The sequence below is a fragment of the Paenibacillus sp. P5_B5 genome, assembly GCF_056400365.1.
The window spans coordinates 1-22689 of sequence record NZ_JBFULK010000010.1; the positions used below are offsets into that span (position 1 = coordinate 1).

20 protein-coding genes and 1 pseudogene are annotated in these 22689 nt (G+C 41.1%); 19 read left to right on the forward strand and 2 right to left on the reverse strand.

The genetic code is table 11. The annotated features are described in order from the left end of the window. Positions 1 to 498, forward strand: a 498-nt coding sequence (sigK, locus tag AC1DOK_RS14170) for an RNA polymerase sporulation sigma factor SigK (protein WP_477554945.1), incomplete at its 5' end; no start/stop codon positions are given. A 206-nt stretch (positions 499 to 704) separates the two neighbouring features. Here the strand turns inward: sigK (AC1DOK_RS14170) and AC1DOK_RS14175 are convergent. Further along, positions 705 to 2216 (reverse strand): hypothetical protein, encoded by a 1512-nt coding sequence (locus AC1DOK_RS14175; RefSeq protein ID WP_477554946.1) that lies wholly within the window; start codon positions 2214 to 2216, stop codon positions 705 to 707. Positions 2217 to 2421: 205 nt separating this feature from the next. Between AC1DOK_RS14175 and AC1DOK_RS14180 the strand changes: the two genes are divergently transcribed. Genes AC1DOK_RS14180 through AC1DOK_RS14190 form a run of 3 tightly spaced genes read left to right on the forward strand, consistent with a single transcriptional unit; the run spans position 2422 to position 6748 of the window. After that, positions 2422 to 3417 (forward strand): helix-turn-helix transcriptional regulator, encoded by a 996-nt coding sequence (locus tag AC1DOK_RS14180; RefSeq protein ID WP_477554947.1) that lies wholly within the window; start codon positions 2422 to 2424, stop codon positions 3415 to 3417. Between the two features lie 20 nt (positions 3418 to 3437). Further along, a complete protein-coding gene (locus AC1DOK_RS14185) occupies positions 3438 to 4406 on the forward strand; it encodes a patatin-like phospholipase family protein (RefSeq protein ID WP_477554948.1) in 969 nt (322 codons plus the stop codon). Then, positions 4397 to 6748 (forward strand): WD40 repeat domain-containing protein, encoded by a 2352-nt coding sequence (locus tag AC1DOK_RS14190; protein ID WP_477554949.1) that lies wholly within the window; start codon positions 4397 to 4399, stop codon positions 6746 to 6748. The genes AC1DOK_RS14185 and AC1DOK_RS14190 overlap by 10 nt, the downstream gene beginning before the upstream one ends. A 140-nt stretch (positions 6749 to 6888) precedes the next feature. Here the strand turns inward: AC1DOK_RS14190 and AC1DOK_RS14195 are convergent. Beyond that, a pseudogene (locus AC1DOK_RS14195) lies at positions 6889 to 6968 on the reverse strand. On the opposite strand from AC1DOK_RS14195, the gene sigK (AC1DOK_RS14200) reads away from it, so the two are divergent. From sigK (AC1DOK_RS14200) to AC1DOK_RS14270, 15 genes are all read left to right on the forward strand, one after another. After that, complete coding sequence (gene sigK / locus AC1DOK_RS14200) at positions 6965 to 7504, forward strand: RNA polymerase sporulation sigma factor SigK (protein WP_477555116.1); 540 nt, start codon at positions 6965 to 6967, stop codon at positions 7502 to 7504. The pseudogene AC1DOK_RS14195 and the gene sigK (AC1DOK_RS14200) sit on opposite strands and share 4 nt — an antisense overlap. Positions 7505 to 7864: 360 nt before the next feature. Next, positions 7865 to 8494 (forward strand): TetR/AcrR family transcriptional regulator, encoded by a 630-nt coding sequence (locus AC1DOK_RS14205; RefSeq protein WP_477554950.1) that lies wholly within the window; start codon positions 7865 to 7867, stop codon positions 8492 to 8494. Positions 8495 to 8624: 130 nt separating this feature from the next. Next, complete coding sequence (locus AC1DOK_RS14210) at positions 8625 to 9506, forward strand: crotonase/enoyl-CoA hydratase family protein (RefSeq protein WP_477554951.1); 882 nt, start codon at positions 8625 to 8627, stop codon at positions 9504 to 9506. A gap of 17 nt (positions 9507 to 9523) precedes the next feature. Beyond that, positions 9524 to 11095: an AMP-binding protein gene (locus tag AC1DOK_RS14215; protein WP_477554952.1), complete on the forward strand. Its 1572-nt coding sequence runs from the start codon at positions 9524 to 9526 to the stop codon at positions 11093 to 11095. 24 nt (positions 11096 to 11119) lie between these two features. After that, positions 11120 to 11872, forward strand: a complete 753-nt coding sequence (locus tag AC1DOK_RS14220) for an SDR family NAD(P)-dependent oxidoreductase (RefSeq protein ID WP_477554953.1) — start codon at positions 11120 to 11122, stop codon at positions 11870 to 11872. 12 nt (positions 11873 to 11884) lie between these two features. After that, on the forward strand, positions 11885 to 12955 hold the full coding sequence (locus AC1DOK_RS14225) for a hypothetical protein (RefSeq protein ID WP_477554954.1): 1071 nt from the start codon (positions 11885 to 11887) through the stop codon (positions 12953 to 12955). Continuing rightward, complete coding sequence (gene lpdA, locus AC1DOK_RS14230) at positions 12948 to 14348, forward strand: dihydrolipoyl dehydrogenase (RefSeq protein WP_477554955.1); 1401 nt, start codon at positions 12948 to 12950, stop codon at positions 14346 to 14348. Before AC1DOK_RS14225 ends, lpdA begins: the two co-directional genes overlap by 8 nt. 27 nt (positions 14349 to 14375) lie before the next feature. Continuing rightward, positions 14376 to 15143 carry an SDR family NAD(P)-dependent oxidoreductase gene (locus tag AC1DOK_RS14235; RefSeq protein ID WP_477554956.1) on the forward strand — a complete coding sequence of 256 codons (768 nt, stop codon included), beginning with the start codon at positions 14376 to 14378 and terminating at the stop codon, positions 15141 to 15143. A gap of 71 nt (positions 15144 to 15214) precedes the next feature. Continuing rightward, positions 15215 to 16024, forward strand: a complete 810-nt coding sequence (locus AC1DOK_RS14240) for an enoyl-CoA hydratase/isomerase family protein (RefSeq protein ID WP_477554957.1) — start codon at positions 15215 to 15217, stop codon at positions 16022 to 16024. Positions 16025 to 16093: 69 nt separating this feature from the next. Next, positions 16094 to 17821, forward strand: coding sequence for a class I adenylate-forming enzyme family protein (locus AC1DOK_RS14245; RefSeq protein WP_477554958.1), 1728 nt, complete (start codon positions 16094 to 16096; stop codon positions 17819 to 17821). Between the two features lie 48 nt (positions 17822 to 17869). Then, positions 17870 to 18619 carry an SDR family NAD(P)-dependent oxidoreductase gene (locus tag AC1DOK_RS14250; protein ID WP_477554959.1) on the forward strand — a complete coding sequence of 250 codons (750 nt, stop codon included), beginning with the start codon at positions 17870 to 17872 and terminating at the stop codon, positions 18617 to 18619. Between the two features lie 16 nt (positions 18620 to 18635). Continuing rightward, a complete protein-coding gene (locus AC1DOK_RS14255; RefSeq protein WP_477554960.1) occupies positions 18636 to 19694 on the forward strand; it encodes a zinc-dependent alcohol dehydrogenase in 1059 nt (352 codons plus the stop codon). Positions 19695 to 19764: 70 nt separating this feature from the next. Further along, complete coding sequence (locus tag AC1DOK_RS14260) at positions 19765 to 20544, forward strand: enoyl-CoA hydratase/isomerase family protein (protein ID WP_477554961.1); 780 nt, start codon at positions 19765 to 19767, stop codon at positions 20542 to 20544. Between the two features lie 13 nt (positions 20545 to 20557). After that, positions 20558 to 21703, forward strand: coding sequence for an acyl-CoA dehydrogenase family protein (locus AC1DOK_RS14265; protein ID WP_477554962.1), 1146 nt, complete (start codon positions 20558 to 20560; stop codon positions 21701 to 21703). A gap of 20 nt (positions 21704 to 21723) precedes the next feature. Further along, positions 21724 to 22683 (forward strand): thiamine pyrophosphate-dependent dehydrogenase E1 component subunit alpha, encoded by a 960-nt coding sequence (locus AC1DOK_RS14270; RefSeq protein ID WP_477554963.1) that lies wholly within the window; start codon positions 21724 to 21726, stop codon positions 22681 to 22683. Positions 22684 to 22689 lie beyond the last annotated feature (6 nt).

Here is a 22689-nt window from a genome sequence, read left to right on the forward strand (position 1 = left end):
TTCGATAACACAGGTGAAGATTTAGAAGATCTGATCTCCATCGGAACCATTGGGTTGATCAAAGCAATTGAAAGTTTTCAGCCGAACAAAGGAACGAAGCTGGCTACATTTGCTGCCAGATGTATTGAGAATGAAATACTTATGCACCTYCGCWSCYTGAAGAARACMCGYAAAGAYGTTTCMYTKCATGAYCCMATTGGAACGGAYAAAGAGGGKAACGAAATTACATTAATCGATATTCTTGGAACTGAAGCCGATGAGGTAGTAGATAAGGTTCAGCTCAAGATTGAGAAGAGTAAAATTTACCGTAACTTAGATATTTTAGATGCTAGGGAGCAAGAAGTAATTAAAGGTAGATTTGGACTAGAGTTTGGTGGAGATGAACGAACGCAGAGGGAGATAGCTAAGGAACTTGGAATCTCACGCAGTTACGTGTCTAGAATTGAGAAACGTGCTTTAATGAAGCTGTATCATGAGTTTTATAAAGCGAAGCGGTAACAATATGGGTATCTCCTGATATATAAGGGAGGATTATTTTGGAAGGAAGATGGAATGTCGACTATTTGATAAAAAATCTCGCCGGTTTGAGATTACCGGGGAGATTTTTTGATTTATGTTTTTTCACTAGCGTTACACTATATCTCCAGGCAATAATTGATTGGATATTCAGAAATAAATCTTTCTGCTTAACCAAATCACGCAAGTCATTGCTTAATAAAAGCCCCTTCAATATATCGATATTCATCAAAGAGTCCTTGAGAGCCGTAAGGCAGTATAAGTTTGTCATCTTCAATATGAACTTCTCCCTGACCTGTGGTATAGAAAATGAGATCAAGTGGGCTCTCACCGTTCTCTAACGCAATGAAATTGTAAGCAAAGACCCAGACATATGTTTCAGTGGATTGATTGCTTGCCATAACAATGACTTCGGGAGCCTCAGTATTCATTTTGTCAAAAGCATGAGTCGTTACACTAATTCCATATCCTTCCCTCAAATCTCCCCAGTCTTCAAATGGACTCTCAGTTTGTAAATCTGTTTTAAGTGATAGATTCCACGCACTGTTTAGCAGATGTATATAAACTTGCAGCTTCACACCATTAGGTGTATCTTGTCCCAAAATAATAGAAGCAGGTTCTCCATCTAACGTTACCGGCAACTCTTGGTTGGAGCTGCCTAGACGCCATGTGATTGTGGACGGGCCAAGATCGCTTAGCATCGATGAACTAGCAGGCGGAATATTTGTCGATTGTGCAGAAACAGTCGGATTCGGACTTTGAGGCTCCTGAGTTTCAATCGGCTTGGTTGATTGTTGAGCTTTACTTACTTCTTTAGCTTCAAATTTTTCTGCTGCTTCAATCAGGAAAAGATTCCAGTCTGGCAGATCTACAAGTTCTCCATCGGCTGAAGCCTCAACAGGGGCATACATACTGGGTGCAAAGACTTGAAAAATAGTGCGAATCGGAACCTTCACACCATGTTCAGTGTAGATAGCTTGGTACATGACAAACTTATCAACATCATCTTTATTTCCATTTTGCGTCACCTGTGTCCATTCGACGTGACTAAAGTAAGCTTTATTCTCTAGTACCTCCTGCAACGCAAAGCTTTTATTTGGAATTGCTGGGGCTTCCTTAGCCCATTTTACATACATATTTTCACTTGAGTAGTTCATTGTAAAGAAGACAGAGACAATAACTGCGACGATGATGACAGATAGGCTGATAAACTTTTTTCGGCTATCTTTTCTGTTTACAATAATTTTTTCAGCAGACGCTTGATCGATTTTATTTATAATGGCTTCGATGAATTGATTAGCAGCATTTTTGGATGAAGTTGGGATGAGTAGTGTTTTGCCTAGACGATCCTTAAGGCTAATGTCTAAGTGAAAAGTGGTCCAAATAAAAAATAGAGCTAAAATAGCAAAGGGAATTTTCAAAGTTACAATAGTTAAGGCTGTGAATGCAATAGCGAAAATCAAATCAAACCAATTAATTCTTGTTTTCATCGAAACTTCAACGATTTGTTGGAGACTCATGCTTGATGTTGTTGGCTTAATTGGTAATACGCCTAAGATGAAATTTTGTTGTTCAGTGGATAGATGAATGTCTGATAATGTTGCTTTTGTAGTTTTCTTAATGTAATTCAGGTAACTTAAGCCTCCGATCCAAGCGAATGTGAACTCTTTTAATTTTGCATTCTGATTAATGGTTTCCATTTAACACCTCTAATTGGTTAGTTTATAGTTGATAGAATAAACATTAGCAAATGGCATTGGACAAAAATTGTCCAAGATAAAAATTATACTGGGCATAGGAAATCGGAATTTAATGTCGAATCATGTAGATTAAGTAGGTGATAATCACGAACTAATATTAAGTACTTTTTCATATCGGAATAACAGGCTGTTGAGGTGGATTGGATTGAGTGAACAACTAGGAGAACCGAAGACGCTAAGAGTTTTAAAGCTATATGAAGATCTGTTAGAAGGTAAATGTATTTACAAGAAAGAAGCTGCTAGAGAGTTTAATGTAAGTGAAAAAGCAATTCAACGTGATATCGAGGTATTGCGTATATATGCAACGAATTCGAGCTTTGTTGAAGAGGAACAAATGATTATCTTGTATGAGGAAGCACGAAAGGGCTATGTCCTGAAAAGGAATGATCAGAAGAAACTGACCAACGAAGAAGTTCTTACACTGGCTAAAGTACTATTAGAAAGCAGGGCTTTTCCCACAAAAGAAATGAACCAGCTTCTGGATAAATTAATCATGCAGGGATTTCCTGATCAACATAAGCATATTCGAGAAGCAATTAGCAATGAAAGATTTCTATACCATCCTGTTTCACATAATCGTCCCTTGTTGGAAATCTTATGGGATTTAAGCTTTGCTGTAAGAGAACGCAAGCTAGTTAAAGCGAGTTACTTGAGAGCAGATGGTGTATTAGTTGAGAGAGGCTTGGAACCGCTAGGAATTACATTTTCGGAGTATTATTTTTATTTGATTGCCTATATTCAAGGGGCGAACAAAGATTATCCTGTGATTTACAGGCTGGATCGGATCCAAAGCTATGAAATCCTGAAGGAGCATTTTTACATAACTGATCAGCAAAGATTTCAAGAAGGAGAGTTTCGTAAACAGGTTCAATTTATGCAGACAGGCAAGTTAATAGATGTAAAATTCCGTTTCTGGGGTGCTTCCTTAGAAGCTGTTATGGATCGCTTGCCAAATGCTGTCGTCACCATGGAGAATGATATTGCAGTCGTGGAAGCTAAGGTTTATGGCCGAGGAATTAAAATGTGGCTGCTTAGTCAAGCACAGTATGTAGAGGTGCTAAAGCCTGATGATTTTCGGGAAGAAATGAAACTTACAGTTAAACAGATCATGCAAAATTATGAAGATAAGCTGAATGATTAATTAGAAAGTGAGTGCTTATAATGGAGAGAGTTGGTCTTGTTTTTGCTGGTGGCGGCGGCAAAGGAGCTTACCATATTGGAGTATGGAAAGCATTAAGAGAATACGGAATTGACAACAACATTACATCAATCTCTGGAACATCTATAGGTGCTTTAAATTCTGTGTTATTTATACAGGGAAATATAGAGTTAGCTGAAGAAGCTTGGCTATCTATAAGTCCAGATAAGATTCTGTCTTTAGACTTAAGAAAGCTTTCTCCGATTATCAGCACATTTGGTATAACTGATCGGATTAGAACTTCATTTCTTAAATGGAGCAATAGAATATCAAAATTTGGGGTATTTTCAAGAAGTGGCTTTTTGGAGCTATTAGAGGAATATGTTCAGTTGGATCAAGTATCGAATTCTAATATTTCTTGTTATGTTACGTGCTGTGAAATTCCATTACTTAAAACACATTACTTTAAACTAAATTCCTGCAGTAAAGAAAAGATGAAATCTCTATTACTTGCTACAACTGCCCTTCCAGTTATTTTTGATCCTGTAGAACTTGATGGAAAAAATTATATTGATGGAGGTGTTAGAGACAACATCCCAATACAACCTTTATTTGATGAAGGCTGTAGAAATTTTATTGTTGTTCATTTAGGTAGAGATGAAACCATTAATTATAACCAATTCCCTGGAGCAAATATTATTGAAATAGTGCCGCAAGAGGATCAAGGAGGGCTAATTGATGGAACATTGGATTTTACGCCAGAAGGTGCAAGACGCAGAATAGAACAAGGTTATCAAGATACAGTTAGAATATTAAAGCCTATATATGAAATGGGTATAGTACAAAAGAAAATTGAAATTCGTTTAAATGAATTGCATACGAAAGAGCAGGAATTTAAAACCAAAAGAGCTGAAATTCTTGCCGAAAGAGACAATTATAAGGATGAATTAGCTACTATTTTAAACGAGAGGATTTCATCAAAATGCAACTAACAATAGATTTACAGCAAAATGAGTCTTTAACTCCTGCAGAAAAGCAGGAAATAGATCAATTTATCGAACAAGCGATAGCACAGCATCAGAATAATAGAAATGCAATTAATAAACTTACTATGGATAGTGTTACGGCACTAACTGTTAGCGAAGCAAGAGCAAATGAGTTATCCAATCAGGGCTTTTTCAAAAGAATATGGGGAGGCATTACAGGAAAAAATCAACAAATAAGTGCAGATATTGATCGAAATATTACTAAGGTTCAATATGCCTCACAGCAGATGATCCAAAAGCTTGCTGAACAAAATCTACTAACTTTTGATATAGTGACTTCAGTAAACAATAAATTAAATATGCTTGTCATGGAATTGGATCAAGAAATAAATGAAATTTATAAAACCTTAATTACTTTTTTTAAACAAACTCGATCCGATATTATCCAATTGGAAAACAGGATTGATAAACTGGAACGAAATGTGGATTTTTTGCATTGGAGTAAAACGATAGAATATCAGGCTTACAACGGAATTGAGTATGCTGAACTGCCAGATATAGAGAAAATTATTTGCCTTACCAATGACTTTTATCATCGTTCAAAAGGTGAATGGTCTACATCAGATTTATTGCTGTTAAAGTCTACTTTAACAGAGCTTGGTTTGCCAGTTAAAACTAGCTTCTCAGCAAAAGCGTTCTATCACGAACTAATTGAAAAGCCCGCATTAATTGAACGATTATTTGAAAATATTCCGCTAGAAGGATTGTATGATACAGAGTCATATGAAGCTCCTTTGGTAAAAGGGATTGACAAGTTAACCAAACTTAATGGGCAAGAAAAATATATTTATGAGACAGTGGTTTCACAACTTGATTCGTTAAATGTACCTTACGAAAAGCGTGCTATTCAATTTTCCATGATTCATCAATATTTATTACATACTGCTTTTATGAATGTGGAAAAAGAAGTTAACATTTTTGATTTTGTGGTGGGATTATTAGTTGATTTAAATACTATTTCAAGCAGTATACCGCTTCAAACAACTACAGAAATTTCTCTGATTGAAGTTGAAAGTAAAGTTGCAGAATATAGCTTTGAAAGAGATGCTTTTGAAACACAAGAGGAATTTCAAATGAGAATTGGCAATATTGGTGAAACAATTGTCGGAATGGCTACAGTGATTAGAGAAAAATATGATATTGAGACAGAACGCTTGCCTATTCATATTGAATGGGATGAACAAATGAAAAAAGTTTGCTTTGAACCAAATGGAGCATGGATTTGTATTCCTCCTGGTAAAGCTAAGGCTCTTGGTTCAATAGCAGAAAAATTTTCGGTAAAAGGGCAATTTAAGGTAATAGATCAAGAAGTAGCATTATTTGATCCAACGTTTAGTGATGGGGAACACAAGTATCCAATTAGTGGGGGTATTTCACATAGAAAATGGCTGCATATAAAGAAAAGTGTTTATGAGATTACCTCGCTAGCTGTTTCGCCAAATGGAAAATTATTAGCTGTTGCATCGACCTATGATTCAAAACCCTCTCGAGATATTACTTTATATGATCTGGAAAGCGGCAAACAAATCGCTACAATCGATAAAGGAATAGGTACTATTAATGATCTGTGTTTTTTACCAGATGGAAAAAGGTTGGCTATACTATATGGTGAAGAATTAGTTTTATGGAGAATAGAACCACTTTCTGATTCATATTCGTCATCACGTAGGTTCGAGTTAGGTTATTTTTCGAATAAAGCAATTTGTACAGATGGTACATTTGTTGTAGAAGCAGAAAGTAGTTTGTGTAATATTTATCAAATTTCTTCTTTAAATAAAATTAAGCAAATTGAAGTTTATTATCCAAATCATTTGATATTGAGTAAAGGAGCAAAATTCATCGCTTTTAATGAAAGAAGAAGTGAGAATCATTTGTTTGTTTTTGATAGAAAAAATAACAAAAATCATAAAATTTCTCAGTTAGGAGATGGGGAGAAACCGATGTCTTTTACTCCGAATGAGGAATTTTTGATAACAGAAGATGATACTTCTTTTACAGTCTGGAATATTGATGATAAAAAGAAAGAAAAGACGATTTGCAAAGAACAAAAAGGATTCAGTGTAAACTGGAGTGATCACAATGATCATTACTCAACTTGGTTGGCAGGAAATGATACTCTTGTCTATGCAAATGGAGATTTATTTTTCTACAGTATTCAAGCTGGAAATAAGATAAAAACACTGTCAGTTGAAGATGAAGATATTCCGTTTACTAAAGTCGCTGTGTCATTAGATGCAAGAGTAATTGCTGCAAGTGATGGATATGGGAATATTGTTGTGTGGCGCTAATAGTTTTTAAAAGGATGAGGATTTGCTTGTCCCCAATTCGTCCTCAAAGTTAAAAATTTGGTACGCGGGTGTAAGTTATATACTTAAACAAAAAAAGCTAAAACTCTTGATTTATCAAAGGTTTTGGCTTTTCTTTATGATGGAGCCAAGGGGGATCGAACCCCTGACCTCTTTGCTTCCAGCGATGTGGTCAGAATAAATTTTTTAGCCACTCAAATTTGTAAAGTGACATCAGGTTGTGTCCACAACCTCAAAAAATTCGACAATACGGGTGAGGTCTTAGAAGACCTCATCTCCATCGGAACCATTGGGCTGATCAAAGCGATTGAAAGCTTTCAACCCAACAAAGGGACTAAGTTGGCGACGTTAGCGGCACGTTGTATTGAGAACGAAATACTTATGCACCTTCGCTCCCTGAAGAAAACCCGCAAAGACGTTTCACTTCATGACCCCATTGGAACGGACAAAGAGGGGAACGAAATTACATTAATAGATATCCTCGGCACGGAAGCAGATGATGTCGTCGATAAGGTTCAGCTTAAAATTGAAAAAAGCAAAATTTATCGCAATCTCGATATATTGGATGAGCGTGAGCAAGAAGTGATCAAAGGCCGCTTTGGCTTGGAATTTGGAGGAGACGAACGAACGCAGAGGGAGATCGCCAAGGAGCTTGGCATCAGCCGGAGCTATGTCTCCCGGATTGAGAAACGTGCTTTAATGAAGCTGTATCATGAGTTTTATAAGGCGAAGCGGTAGATAGCAAGTATGGTTATACAGGGTAAAGGGTTTTAGACCATTTTTCCTCAAAAGTCGATACTTCGGTATCGACTTTTTGGTATGCAACGTGCCCAATGTCGATCGATTTGGTTATTCTATTGACAATAGAAAAGGAATACCACTAGAAGAATGTCCGAAGCCAAGAACATATCAAAGATGGATTGAGTTGAGTCTCCTTCTTCCAATTAGTAGAATGTGATAGTCTCATATATTCTATTAATTTAAGGGTGTCACTTTAACAATTGTCTAAATTTACTAAAATAGATTATAATACGAATACATAAAACGCAGTCCTATTAAGTGTTTGTAACCTCGAATATAAATAGACTGGAGAGAACGATGACAAAATCCGATACCAAGCCCCATAAATCCTTAGATTCCATAGATTCAACGAAAGAACGTTTATTGCTAACAGCTGAGCAATTATTTTCCCAAAAAGGACTATCAGGGGTCTCTGTTAGAGAAATTGGAAGTGCCGTAGGAGTTGCAAACTCAACGCTTCTATATCACTTCCCTTCCAAAGAAGCGTTGTACAAAGAAGTGCTAAAGCGTATTGCTACCAGCATTCAGACCATGACAGAAGACCTAACTGAAGAATTAGGTGACGATGAAAAACAAGTCGAGATCATGGTGGAACGATTGATCGACTGGATTCATAGTAACGCAGAATATAATCAAATCCTCATGAGAGAGATCATGGAGAATTCGGAGAGAATGAGTGGAGAGCGGCATATGTATTTATCCGAAGTCATCGAAATGATGAAGAAGCCGTTAGCACGATTAAAGGAAAAAGGCAGCATGCCATCCATCGACCCGACTTTATTTTTTTTCCAGATTTTTGGCTCTGTCTCTTATATGCTGATTGCTCTACCAACCATTAGACAATTGATGGGTAAGCAAGACTATGAATCTATGAAAGAGAAGAATAAACAGACGATTATGGAAGTCGTTCGCAAGTCCATAAAATAATCCCTGACTAGCAGGTGATTATTTTTTTATTTTTCAATAAAATGGATTGACAACCTTTTTATGTAGGTGTACGATTTATCTACTGAACGTTCAGTCGATATGATTCACAATGACATTGGAGGGCTGTGGAATGTTTAAAATGATTACGTATGAAACGGCTGGTAAGATTGCAACAATTACGCTTAATCGTCCAGAGAAGTTTAACACGATTCGTCCGCCGATGCCGGAGGAGATTGAGAGAGCGATTAGTTTAGCCAATCACGATGAAGACGTCCGTGTCATCATTCTTCAGGGAGCGGGCAAGTCTTTTTGCGCCGGGTTTGACTTCTCGGAAAATCTAGACCATTTCAATGAATGGGGGTTGAAAAGCGCCGAAGAGGAGTGGGATGCAGGAAAGGATTTTATGGTTGCCACGAATCCGTTCTATGGCATCATTCCTAAATTTATGTCGATTTGGAGAAGCAGTAAGCCCGTTATTGCTAAAATTCATGGCTGGTGTGTGGGCGGTGGCTCCGAGATGGCCCTTCTAGCTGATGTTGTGATCGCGTCAGATGATGCCCGATTTGGTACCCCTTATGCGCGTGTTTGGGGATGTCATTTAACGGGGATGTGGATCTATCGACTCGGTTTAACAAAAGCAAAAATGTTTGCGCTTACAGGCGATTCGGTTAGTGGAAAAGAAGCTGCGGATATTGGATTAATTAATTATTCCTACCCGGCCGAGCAACTGGATGAAAAGGTGATGTACTGGGCAGATCGAATGGCCAACATTCCTACTTCTCAGTTAGCCGCTATGAAGCTAATCGTGAATCAAGTATTTGAACAAATGGGGCTCCAAAACACGCAATATCTCGGTCCGATCCTCGATGGGATCATGCGAAACACGCCTGAAGGAAAGGAATTTGTAAATGTAGCAAACACTTTAGGGGTGCAAGCAGCCGTTAAAATGAGAGATGAGCCATTTCAAGATTACAGTCAGGGGAACAAGGAATTAAAACCAAATATGAGTTAAAGTATGGAGGGATTCTGATGCATAGCTTGCAGGAAAATCTATTACGCCGTACTACAATTGGAGATTTATTGACTCGTTCTGCCTTACGCTTTGGTACACGAACTGCTGTCGTTTATCAAGACATCCTTGTTTCCTATCAAGAGTTGAACTCAAAAAGCTGTCAAGCTGCCCACGCCTTTTTACAACTAGGAGTCGAACGTGGTGATCGTGTGGCATTAATGACTCATAACTGCCTCGACTATTTATATTGCCGCTTAGGTTTAGCTAAAATCGGCGCCATTCCCGTCCCCATCAACTTCAGTTTAAAATCGCATGAGATCAACTACATAATCAATAACGCAAAGCCCAAGCTTTTTTTCTTAGAAGACTCCTTAGTCCCCGAAGTCATGCTCGTCAAAGATACACTACACGCCATTGAAAATTACGGTGTTTTTTCACTCCATGATCCTTTCCATATTCCAGAAGGCTGGATCGATGTTCGCAGTTTTTTTTCCGACAGCTATCCAGATACAGAGGTAGAGGTTTACATTGAATCAGATGACACAGCCACGCTGATCTATACGACTGGAACTGAAGGAAGCCCCAAGGGTGTTATGACCTCACATTTAAATTACTACATGAGTATTTTTCATTTTGTCAGCGATGTTACTTTGAATCGAGACGATGTCATACTAATTGATCTCCCTTTATTCCATGTCGCAGGTACCACCATTCTAATGGCCTCCCTTGCGATTGGTGCGAAGACTTTTCTTGAATATGCACCAGACCCCATCAACATTTTGACAAAAACACAGGATCATAAAGTGACGATGTGGACGTATCCTCCAACGCTCTATTATGTATTGCCAACGGTACCTAACTTCAATTCGTATTCCCTCTCTTCCTTGCAAAAGTGTGTGTCTTTTGGTTCTACTCTGCCGAAACCTGTACTTGATAAGTGGAAAACCATTAAACCTGACCTCAAATGGAGAAATTATTGGGGACAAACAGAGAGCACGCCCGTTGGTACAACTTCCATTCCGGAAGATTTTGAGGAGAATACGAGTTCAATCGGGATTCCCGATACAGGCGTAACTGTAAAAATTTTAAACGAACATGGTGAGGAAGCAGAAGATGGAGAAGTTGGGGAGCTAGTCATCCGCGGGGCTATTGTGATGAAAGGATATTGGGAGAATGAGGAATTAACGGCACAAACCCTGCGAGGAGGCTGGCTGCATACTGGTGATCTCGGATATCGGAATGAAAAAGGACAGTTTTTCTTCGTAGATCGAGCAAAGGATATGATTAAAACAGGTGGAGAAAATGTCTCCTCCTTAGAAGTTGAATCCGTTTTGCAAAGTCATCCGAAGATTGCCATTGCTGCTGTTTTGGGTATGCCGCATCCTCTTTGGATTGAAGCGGTTACTGCCAATATTGTATTAGTTAAAGATCAGGCGGCTACAAAAGAAGAAATCATTTCCTATTGCAAGGAACGTCTAGCAGGCTTTAAAGTGCCAAAGGATATTATTTTTTGGGATAAACTTCCAACATCACCCAGTGGGAAAATTCTTAAAAAAGCGATCAAAGATCAACTGAGCAGTAAAGAATAGTTCTCAATAACAGAGGTGAGTCAATTGTTAACTAATAAGAGAGTCGCAGTTGTGACTGGCGCTTCAGGCGGGATCGGCAAAGCAATCGTGCATAGACTTTTCGCGGATGGTCATTTCGTGCTTGGGCTAGATCTGTCAGATACGATCATTCAAATGATGGAGGATTGCGGTGGCGATTATGAAATGGTTGACATCTCCAATCCTGGTGCAGTGGAATCTAGTTTTAATCGTATTGTCTCAAAATACAACAGTATCGATATTCTTGTGAATAATGCCAGTATTGTCAATAACATTTCCGCTACGGCGAAGATGGACGTGGAAAAATGGCAGCAGGAAATAAACGTTAATTTAAATGGTACCTTTTATTGCACGAAGTTTGCATTAGTGAAAATGAAGGAACAAGGCTTCGGACGGGTCATTAATATGTCTTCAATCGCTGCGTTAGGAGGTTTGGATCGGCAGCCGGGTTATGCAGCAAGTAAAGCAGGTATTATCGGTCTGACGAAAAATGTGGCACTTGAATATGGAGAATTTGGCATTACGAGTAACGCCATTTTACCCGGCTTGATCCATACTGAAAATGTAAACAAGATGCCGGAAATGATCAAGGAAGGTGTACTCAGGTTAACGCCAGCTAAAAGATTAGGCTTACCGGAGGAAATTGCCAGCCTTGTTTCCTTTTTGGCATCTGACGAAGCTTCATTTATAAACGGTGCATGTATACCCGTCGATGGTGGGGCAAGCTTAAACCCTTTAACACTCGCCCGAATGAGGTAAGGAGGGGGAATCATGGAGAATGAAGTGTGGTTTACGAATCAGGAAAGACATGAAATGACCGTTCCAACGCTGGACAAAGTAGCAGTCATGCTAGAGCAAGATGATTACGAGTCAGCAGCTAAACTTTGTAAACAGTTAAAGGCGGAATGGGGATTTTTAAGAGTGTTGATGATTGATTCCACAGTGGCGCTTCTCGCGTATATCGAGGAAAAAAAAGGGGCTGGATCTAGAGATAAGGCGGGGAAAGCTGCTTTTGATAAACTGTGGAAAACACCTGCAAAAGGAACGATGGACGCTGATCGGCAGCGAGTAGAACGCGTGATTGTTGAAAACTGGGCTAAGATCGGCGTGAACGTAGAAGCAGAATTTGCAGTTTCTTGGCTGTCTAAGGAAACCCTGAGTCAAATGACAACCCCAAAAGAAGAGCAAAAGCTTATTGAATATGTGCGTGCAAGAGATAAACAAAAAGCCATTGAATCCATCATTATGGCTAAGCATGAATGGGGAATTTATCATGATCTCCTTGTTGAGTCCATTGCTTTGCTATTGACCTCGATCTCCGAAGAATGCGGGGAGCAGGACGTAGGTATTGCATTAGCAGGAATGACATCGCAGGTATGGAAGGAGCCATTTTTACAAATTCAAGGGCGTGATCGAAAATCAATTGCTCTTGCTTTAGCTGCAACTTGGCGGGCGCATAGTACCTATGGTGCAGGACCAGACTTTGGTTCTTTCACGGTTGAAGAAGACGAGGAAAAGTTAACGTTTAAGCTTCACCCATGTGGAAGTGGACAACGCTTATGGCGTATGGAAAATGAAAATTACGGTAAAACAAAAGAAACTTACGCTTGGTCTTTTAACAGAAAGGACCTCCCTTATTATTGCGCGCATTGTACGTACATGAATGAATTAATGCCCATGAGCTGGAGCGGTTATCCGGTATATCCCCTAGATCCCCCCACAACGCCTGATAAGTGCTGTACTTGGTACTTTTATAAGGATCCCGAACAAACAGACAAACGATTTTATGAAAGATACGGCATAGATAAAGAGAAAGTCATCAGAGGGAAAGACCATGACTGATGCCAAATACGATGTGATTGTAATCGGCGGAGGCCCGGGTGGTTATGCAGCAGCGATCAGAGCTGGCCAATTAGGACTTCGAACTCTGCTAGTGGAAAAGGGCGAATTGGGCGGGACCTGCTTAAATGTTGGTTGTATTCCCACTAAGTTTTTTGTGCATTTTACCGATTTGTTAGCCAAGATCAAGCAGGCTCCGCAGTTAGGTATCAATGTGACCCTTGAAAATATTGATTTGCATGTATTCCAGCAGAAAAAGAAAGCGCTGATCGGAAAGTTAAAAAGCGGCGTCAGCAGCTTGTTGAAAAGTAATCAGGTTCATTTCATCAATGGGATTGGCTCTTTTGATTCTGATCATTTCATTCGAATCAAAACGCAAGAAGGCGAAATGAAGGTACAAGGTGACAACATCATTTTAGCTGTAGGAACTCGTCCAAGGGAATTAAAGCATTTGCCTTTTGATGGTGAAACCGTCGTTTCCAGTGATCATGTCTTGTCCTGGACATCTGTCCCTTCGACCTTAGCGATCGTTGGCGCTGGTGTGGTCGGGATGGAGTTTGCCAGCATTTTCTCTAAACTCGGGGTGAAAGTTTCTGTCATCGAAATCCTTCCGAGAATTTTGCCCTTAGAGGATGCGGAGATGGCCGCCCAATTATTAAAAGCTTTGGAAAAAAGGGGCGTACATTTTTTTACGCAAACTGCTGTTACTTCCCTTGTGCATACGGATGGCAAGGTAGAGCTTGCGTTAGATCAACTTGGCGATAAGAAACGACTGATCGTGGACAAAGTACTGGTGGCGGCAGGCAGAACGGCAAATCTGGCGTCCTTACATCTCGAAAAGTCGGGTGTCGTCGCTCAAGGTGGGTTTATCACTGTGAATGAACAAATGGAGACGAATGTTCCGGGTGTGTTTGCGGTAGGAGATATCGTACCCGGTTGGCAGCTCGCTCACGTTGCTTTTGAAGAAGGTGCTGTTGCTGCCGAAAATGCGGCTGGTCATCCCAAAAAAATGAGCTATTCCGCAATTCCACGCTGCATTTTTACCGAACCTGAATTAAGTTCTGTAGGTCTTAACGAAGAACAGGCTAGAGCACAATATGATACGATCCAAACCTTCACCTTTCCTTTCAGTGCGAATAGTAAGGCGATGATGTCTGAAAAAGGAGAGGGAATGGTCAAAATCATCATCGAAAGCAAGTACCAAGAAATTGTCGGCCTTTCGTTTGTGGGAGAAGGAGTTAATGAATTGATAGCTGAGGGGACCCTAGCGATGCGTTTGGAATCAACTGTTACGGAACTGGCAGAAGTGATACATCCGCATCCATCTTTATCTGAGATTGTGAAGGAAGTAGCGTTACTCGCTATGGGAAAACCTCTTCATATGAAAGGGCTCTAGTGAAAATAGAAATGGAGAGTGTTTCAGATGATAGCTGATCTATTTCGTTTAAAAGGGAAAACGGCGATCGTGACGGGCGGAAGTAAAGGGCTTGGCAGCACAATTGTGAAAGCTCTTTCCGAAGCGGGTGCGAATGTAGTCATCGCTAGTCGTAATCTTGATGCGTGTAAAAAAGTATTGGACGAGGTAGAGCAACAGGGTGGAACCGGTCTGGCCATCCAATTGGATGTGGAAAATGAAGAGAGTGTCCGGGATATGGTTGAGACTACTTTGAACCATTTTGGTTCGATCGATATTTTAATCAACAATGCGGGAATCAGTCCATTTTTGGCTCCCATTGAGCATACGAAAAGCAGCGGTTTTGACAAAGTGATGAATGTCAATCTACGAGGCCCTTTTCTATGTTCCAAAGCGGTGAGCAAACATATGAAGGAGAAAAAGAGCGGAAAAATTATCAATGTCTCTTCCTCATCCGCTGCTGTTTCCGTTGCAGGCTTAGGTGCCTATTCGGTAAGCAAGGAGGCTTTGATTCGATTGACCAAAACAATGGCGATGGAGTGGGGGCCCTATAACATCCATGTAAATGCGATTGCCCCCGGTTTCATGGATGTAGGAGTTGCTGAATTACTTCCGGATAAGGATAACTTTCTACGGGAAGTGATGATGCGAACACCGCTAGGAAGGACGGGAACTGCACAAGAACTGGCGGGAGCCGTTCTGTTTCTGGCTTCTGAGGCATCTAGCTACATTACTGGTCAAACGATTTTCATCGATGGAGGAGCGGCAAATTGCTAGTTCAATAGGAATGGTGGATATACCAGAGGTCGGATCAAACGATGTACTCAGTCACGAAAGGAGAATTTTTTATGGAATACGATAAAATTATCTACGAAAAAGACGAACATGTTGTAACGATTACCATCAACCGTCCCGAAGTACACAACTGCATAGATCATGAAACCAATTTGGAACTTCAGCATGCTTTTAAAAGATTTAGAGATGATGATGATGCATTTGTTGCGATTTATACCGGTGCTGGTGACAAGGCATTTTCCGCAGGTTGGGATTTGAAGGATGCGGCAGCATTAAGAACCCCTTTTCAAATCGATCAATTTCGAAAAGATGTGAGGAACTTAGAGGGGTATTGTGGGTATACTAAAAAGTTTGACATCTTTAAACCGATCATTGTTGCCATTAATGGATATGCTGTTGCAGCGGGATTGGAAAATATGCTGCTTGGGGATATACGGATTGCGTCAGAGGATGCTGAATTTGGTGCACTCGAAAGACGCTGGAATATTGTTGCAGGTGACGGCTTATGTGTACGTCTCCCTCTAATTTTAGGTTATGCGCGCGCGATGGAGCTTATTATCACGGGTCGTAAAATCAATGCTGAAGAAGCGTTGCGAATTGGACTGATTAATGAAGTCGTACCGAAAGATCAGGTTATGACAAGAGCAAGGGAATTAGCACACTCCATTTGCCAATTACCCCAAGGTGGAATCCGTACCGATAAGGAAACGGTTGTAAGAGGTATAGGACGAACACTGGAGGAACAAACATTTATTGAAACCGAAGGTGTGATGTCGATGTTCCTCCGGGAAGATAAACATTATGAAGGAGCCGAAGCTTTTGTTGAGAAACGCAAACCTAGTTGGAAGAATCATGGGATATAAAAGTAAATTTCATCATCAGATTGGTCCGCTGAAGTCGGCAGAAATCTATATGAAGAAAAGGTGATCGTTATGGAAACGATGAGCAGCTTTTACAAACGGTTGAATTACCCGAAAGTATGGCTCGAGGAGGGAGAAAAGTACAATAACAACGACTCCTATGTTATCTATGATCCTTCCTGGCATGACCCCATACCGGATATCCCAGAAATATCTTTGTATGAATTATTTAAAGGGAGTGTGGATCAGCACCCTGATCAAGTGGCTCTCGAGTTCCTGGATAATGAACTAACATATGGAGAATTTAGTCGTCTTATTGATCAATTCGCTTCTCTGTTGATTGAGATGGGGATTAAGAAAGGGGACATTATTTCACCCATGCTCCCGCCCTGTCCTCAACACTGGATTGTCTTTTTTGCTGCAGTAAAGATTGGCGCGATTTCTGCCCCACTTAATGTCATGTATAAGGAGCAGGAAATTTCCTATCAAATCAATGACAGTGGGGCCAATACGGTCATCATCCTGGATGTTTTCTATCCTTATTTTGAGAAACTAAAAGATCAGCTGGGCATTAAAAATATCATTATGACTCATATCCAAGATTTTGCCTCACCGGATTTCAAGGTGTATAAATCATTACGAACATACTGGGATCATCCAAAGACAAAAATTGAAGGAACAATCGATTTTCTGGATGGTATACAAAATCGCAGCCATGCTCAGCCCAATACGACAATCAGTCCCAAGCAGGATGTGGTGAAAATTATTTATACATCAGGGACTACCGGTAATTCGAAAGGCGCAATGGAAACCCATTATAACATCGTTCACAATACGATCACCCATTCCCAAATCCTTCCGAGTTCCCAAAAACCAATTAATCTGGCTTTCTTGCCCATGAATCACACCGGGGGCTACATGGTATTCCAGCTGCCGACGCTTTATAGGGGAGGTACGGTGGTCCTGCGCCCCGTTTTTGATATAGAGGATACGTATGAAGCCATTCAGAAGCACCAGGTCAATACGGTTTTTGGACCACCAACATTTTATAAAGCGTTGTTAGACCATCCCAAATTTAGTCAGTATGACTTAAGTAGTTTAACGTTATCATGTGCGGGGGCAGCGCCGGTAACAGAAACATTGATGGCAGCTTGGCAAGAAAAGATCGGCCAAAAGTTATCTTCCGGCTGGGGTGGGACAGAAACAAATTCAATGGGTACATGGAGTATGTTGAAAAACAAGCAAAAACCATTATCTGATGGGGTGCCTTTCATAGGAGAAATGAAGATTGTCAATGAAAAAGGAGAGGTTGTACCGAGAGGGGAAGTTGGGGAAATTCAATTCCGTGGCCTTCAAGTAGCTAAAGGTTATTTTAATAAACCGGAAGAAACTCAGCTCTCCTTCCAACAAGACGGTTGGTTTCGAACAGGGGATGCGGGCTTTATCGATGAGGAAGATTTTCTGCATTACGTCGATCGCATCAAAGATCTGATCATTGCTTCAGGCTATAACATTGCACCAGTTGAAGTGGAAGCTACGATTCTCCAGCATCCCTCTGTCAGAGAAGTTGCGGTGATTGGCGTGCCGGATGAATACCGAGGAGAGACCGTCAAAGCGTATGTGGTCATTAAGGATGAGCATAAAGACAAAGTGTCGGAACAAGAGATTATAGATTTTTGTAAAACGAAAATTGCGTCTTTCAAAGTACCCACAATCGTTGAGTTTATCAATGAGCTACCTAGAAATATGATGGGTAAAATCTTAAGAAGAGTGTTAAGAGACAGAGCAAAGCAAAATTAAGCGAAATCATAAATGTAGCATAGATTTTTGGGGATGAGGGATTGAACCATGGCGGAGAATCGAATCGCTTTTGTAACAGGTTCAGGACGAGGTATCGGAAGAGCTATTGCCCAAAAACTGTCAACAAAAGGAATGAATGTGGTTGTTGCTGACTTGAATATCGATAATGCAATAGAAACCGTGAAACAGATAAAGGAAAGCGGAGGGGAAGCAATCGCCGTAGACTGCGATGTAACCAATTTTTCAGAAGTAGCGCAAGCTGTGGAAACAGTCATATCCCATTACGGTCGTATTGATGTATTGGTCAATAATGCTGGAGGGGGTAAGATCAATCCTTTTTTGCAAACTGAACCTGAGGCATGGGATAGAGAGATCAGGATCAACCTGCTCGGTCCAATCCATACTTGTAAAGTAATACTGCCGATAATGATTGAAAATAGTTATGGTAAAGTGGTCAACATTGCATCAGACTCAGGGAGGGTCGGTTCCGGGGGGCAAGCTATCTATTCTGCAACCAAAGGTGGCGTCATCGCTCTAACGAAGGCGTTAGCCCGTGAAATGGCACGCCATAACATCAATATTAATTGTGTGTCCCCGGGTCCCACTAATACTCCACTATTCGATGAAATCGGTGAGGATAACCAGAGAACAGCCGATGCTTTGAAAAAGGCGATTCCGTTACGTCGCTTGGCTGAGCCTGTAGACATTGCAGGAGCTGTCGCTTATTTCATATCTGATGAGGCGGGTTACGTTACCGGACAGACACTTTCCGTCAGTGGCGGTTTAACTATGTATTAGCAGTGAGGGGAGTCTGATGAGCGTGAAAATGAAAGCTGCCGTATTTAAAGGTCCCCAAAAAATCCAATTGGAAATGGTTGATATTCCAGAGGTCGGACAAGGTGATGTCCTTTTAAAGATTCGTGCTGTGGGAATATGCGGCTCAGACATGCATACCTACCAGACCGGCTTATTTTCTTTCTCCAATCAAATTATGGGTCACGAATTTTGCGGGGAGGTCGTTGAAAAAGGAAAGGATGTAAGCGGAATTCAAGTTGGAGAACGTCTTACGGGATTTACGGTTTCGTTTTGCGGCAGTTGTTATTGGTGTAAACGTGGCGAAAATCGTCTGTGCCCGCAATTGTTTGAATCTTATTCAGGTTATGGTAAACCAGGGGCTATGGCAGAATACCTTCTAATTGAAAATGCCAAAGTGAACGAGAATATCTTCAAGATACCGGATCATTTGTCTGATGAAGTTGCGGCAACTGCCGAACCGTTAGGCACTGCGATCTACGCAATGTATCGAACGAAACCAACTCCAGAGGATCAAGTTGTCGTGATTGGGGCAGGGATGATCGGTAACCTGATTGCACAAGTGATGAAAACGATCCCTGTTGCGAAAGTGATTGTAACTGAAGTCTCAAAGGCTCGCTTGAAGATGGCTAAAGTAATGGGAGCTGATGTGGTCATTGACGCTACAACGGAAAATATTTTGGCGGTGATCCAGGAACATACAGGCATCGGAAAACATCACTTTGGCGAAGGCGGCATGGCCGATATTGTGATAGATGCCGCTGGAGCTCCTGTTACCTTAATGCAATCGCTCCAGTTTGTACGCAGTAAAGGAACAGTAGGTTTGGTTGGTTTTCCTGAAAAACAATCTACTATCGACACGAGTAAAATTATTCAAAAAGACATTCGTTTGGTGGGAATCATGGGTTCCATTATTCCGAAAGGATTGGAGTACTTGGACAAAGGTCTGGTGAAAACAGAATCTTTAATAACGCACCGCTTTTCACTTGATAACGTCACAGAAGCTTTCCATACAATGGCGGGTGATCCTGCAGCCGTGAAAGTGATGATCAAACCGTAACCATTTGTTACAAGGGGGTTATATCATGCACATAGGATTATTACTAGCAAGGCACAATGGAGGCTAGTTCATGAAGCTACAATCGTTGAAGTACCAGATAGACGGGAATATATGCCTGATTACACTCGATCGACCTGAGAAGTTAAATGTTCTTAGTCAGCACCTGCTCGAAGAATTGAGCTGGCTAATCAAAAGGATCAACGCGGATCCCAGCGTGATAGTAGCCATCTTAACAGGGACCGAAAAAACATTTTCAGCTGGAGCGGATTTAAAAGAGTTACTTGCGCTAACACAAGAGGAGAAACTGCAATATAATCAGAAAATTATGAAAACTTTCACTTTAATCGAAAAGTCACCCATTCCATTTATTGCAGCTATTAACGGTCACATGTTCGGCGGGGGGATGGAAATGGCGTTATCATGCTCCATCCGGATGATATCCTCTGAAGCAAGGCTCGGGTTGCCTGAAGTGAAATTGGGGATTCTTCCAGGTGCAGGCGGTACGCAGCGCTTGCCTAGGTTAATTGGCAGAAGCAAGGCGCTTCAGATCTTGCTGACTGGAGATTCTCTTACGGCCCAAGAAGCACTTGAAACTGGAATTGTTGATCAAGTGGTTCCACTGTCTGAATTACATGAAACGTGTATGTCACTCGCAAAGCGGATTGCTCAGAATGCTCCCTTAGCTGTAAAAGCGATAAAAGATTCAGTCACTGTTGGTATAGAACTCTCTGTAGAGCAGGGAATTGAATATACAGAACGTCATCTGGATGTGTTAAGCCGTTCGAGCGATAGCAAAGAAGGAATTCAGGCTTTTTTGGAAAAACGAAAACCAAATTTTACGGGAAGTTAGGAGAGGTCTAAAAATGAACTTTCATTTGACAGAAGAGCAACTGTTGCTGCAAAGAACCGTAAAACAATTTGCTAAGAAAGAGATAGCGCCGCTCGCTTATGAGATTGACAGAGATGAAAGATTTCCGTATGAAAATTGGAAAAAGGCTGCCGAATTAGGTCTTTTGGGGATTACGGCCCCAGAAAAGTATGGAGGAACAGATTTAGGCATTATGGAAACATGCATCATCACGGAAGAGCTCTCAGCCGTCTGTGTGTCTACCGCCGTCACGATTGTTCACCAAGCTTTATTAGTAATCGATAATATTGTTAGAAATGCAAGTGAAGCCCAAAAAGAAAAATACCTTCCTGGACTTTGCTCCGGGGACATCATTGGATGCTTGGCAATGACAGAACCCGCAGCAGGTTCCGATGTGCTGAGCATGCAATTGCGGGCAGAGAAAAAAGGTGACGGATATGTATTAAATGGTGCCAAAACATTCATTACCAATGGTCCGGTGGCAAACTTAGCGCTAGTCTATGTAAAAACTGAACCAGAAAAAGGCGCAAATGGGATTAGTGCATTTTTAATAGAGGATGGCACACCCGGATTTAAAAAAGGCAAAAAGTTTGAAAAAATGGGATGGCGGGGTTCTCCAACGGGAGAATTAATTTTTGAAGACTGTTATGTTCCCAAAGAAAATTTGATGGGGACAGAAAATCAGGGATTAAAAATCCTGATGAGCGGTCTTAACAGTGAACGGGTCATCATGGGGATTCAGGGAGTAGGAATTGCAAGAGGTGCACTCGATGCTGCACTAGCGTATGCAAAAGTCCGAGAGCAATTTGGAAAACGAATCGCTGATTTCCAAATGATTCAAGAGAAAATCGCCAATATGTTCATGGAGATAGAAGCAGGACGTTTATTAGCTTATAAGGGAGCATCGCTCGCTGATGAAGGAAGGGTGAATGAAATTAACCTGTTGGCAGCGGCAGCAAAATTGTTTGGATCTGAGATCGCGATGCGAGCAACGACCGAAGCTGTACAAATATTTGGCGGGTATGGGTACATCAAAGAGTTCCCAGTCGAACGATACATGCGGGATGCTAAATTGATGCAAATCGGTGGCGGAACATCGGAAATTCAACGGCATATTATTGCAAAAGCACTTCTATCATAAAATGTTCGGAGGTCATGATCATGGGGCTAACCAATGAGCAAAAAATTACACTATACCGCCTTCTCTATCTCGGCAGGCAGTTTGAGGACAAACTGGGAGAATTATTTGCTGCAGGTAAGCTAGCCGGTTGGGTTCATTTGGGGAAGGGACAAGAGGGGACAGGGGCCGCTCTTTCCCTTTGTTTGGAAAAAGACGATTATCTCGTTCCTTATCATCGTTCACGGGTTTCCCTGTTCGGCAAAGGACTCTCGGTAAAATCACTTTTAGCTGAAATTATGGGCAAAAAAACAGGTTGCTGTAAAGGTGTTGGCGGAGAAGCACACATTATGGATGTGGCTACAGGTATTTATGGGACAGGCGGCATCATTGCAAGCAATATTCCGATTGGTGTCGGATTGGCCTATGCGAGTAAACTGGAAGGCAGTGGGCGAATTGTTGCTTGTGCTTTCGGTGACGGCGCTAGCAATCGCGGAGCATTTCATGAAGCGTTGAACATGGCTGCACTTTGGAATTTGCCAATTGTATTTCTTTGTGAGAATAACCAGTATGCAGAGTTTACCGCTGCTGCTAACCATATGAAAATTACAGATATTGCTATGCGGGCGTCATCCTATGGTATTCCAGGCGTAATTGTCGATGGATACAATCCTGCTGAGTGTTATGAAGTATTTCGTGAAGCCGTTGACCGGGCGCGAAAAGGGGAGGGACCAACCCTTATCGAGTCAAAAACCTACCGTTATTCTGGACATTATGAGGGAGATCCGATGCTTTATCGTCCAAAGCAGGAAGTGGAGCAGTGGCTTAAGCGGGATCCTGTGAGTACTTACCGCCAAACAGTATTGGATCAGCAGGTGTTAACGGAGCAGGAGATAACCGCGCTAGAAGCTGACGTTTCCCAGGAGTTGAACGAAGCGGTTGAATTTGCTATCCATTCAGAGAGTCCGACAGCCGAGGATGTTCAAAAATTTGTATATGCGTAACGGGGG

What these genes read in the sequence shown, in the direction of transcription:
- AC1DOK_RS14205 (WP_477554950.1), top strand. Translation starts at nt 7,865, where the DNA reads ATGACAAAATCCGATACCAAGCCCCATAAATCCTTAGATTCCATAGAT.
- AC1DOK_RS14245 (WP_477554958.1), top strand. Translation starts at nt 16,094, where the DNA reads ATGGAAACGATGAGCAGCTTTTACAAACGGTTGAATTACCCGAAAGTA.
- AC1DOK_RS14210 (WP_477554951.1), top strand. Translation starts at nt 8,625, where the DNA reads ATGTTTAAAATGATTACGTATGAAACGGCTGGTAAGATTGCAACAATT.
- AC1DOK_RS14215 (WP_477554952.1), top strand. Translation starts at nt 9,524, where the DNA reads ATGCATAGCTTGCAGGAAAATCTATTACGCCGTACTACAATTGGAGAT.
- AC1DOK_RS14260 (WP_477554961.1), top strand. Translation starts at nt 19,765, where the DNA reads ATGAAGCTACAATCGTTGAAGTACCAGATAGACGGGAATATATGCCTG.
- AC1DOK_RS14235 (WP_477554956.1), top strand. Translation starts at nt 14,376, where the DNA reads ATGATAGCTGATCTATTTCGTTTAAAAGGGAAAACGGCGATCGTGACG.
- AC1DOK_RS14265 (WP_477554962.1), top strand. Translation starts at nt 20,558, where the DNA reads ATGAACTTTCATTTGACAGAAGAGCAACTGTTGCTGCAAAGAACCGTA.
- AC1DOK_RS14250 (WP_477554959.1), top strand. Translation starts at nt 17,870, where the DNA reads ATGGCGGAGAATCGAATCGCTTTTGTAACAGGTTCAGGACGAGGTATC.
- AC1DOK_RS14255 (WP_477554960.1), top strand. Translation starts at nt 18,636, where the DNA reads ATGAGCGTGAAAATGAAAGCTGCCGTATTTAAAGGTCCCCAAAAAATC.
- AC1DOK_RS14185 (WP_477554948.1), top strand. Translation starts at nt 3,438, where the DNA reads ATGGAGAGAGTTGGTCTTGTTTTTGCTGGTGGCGGCGGCAAAGGAGCT.
- AC1DOK_RS14225 (WP_477554954.1), top strand. Translation starts at nt 11,885, where the DNA reads ATGGAGAATGAAGTGTGGTTTACGAATCAGGAAAGACATGAAATGACC.
- AC1DOK_RS14270 (WP_477554963.1), top strand. Translation starts at nt 21,724, where the DNA reads ATGGGGCTAACCAATGAGCAAAAAATTACACTATACCGCCTTCTCTAT.
- AC1DOK_RS14240 (WP_477554957.1), top strand. Translation starts at nt 15,215, where the DNA reads ATGGAATACGATAAAATTATCTACGAAAAAGACGAACATGTTGTAACG.
- AC1DOK_RS14175 (WP_477554946.1), bottom strand. Translation starts at nt 2,216, where the DNA reads ATGGAAACCATTAATCAGAATGCAAAATTAAAAGAGTTCACATTCGCT.
- AC1DOK_RS14190 (WP_477554949.1), top strand. Translation starts at nt 4,397, where the DNA reads ATGCAACTAACAATAGATTTACAGCAAAATGAGTCTTTAACTCCTGCA.
- lpdA (WP_477554955.1), top strand. Translation starts at nt 12,948, where the DNA reads ATGACTGATGCCAAATACGATGTGATTGTAATCGGCGGAGGCCCGGGT.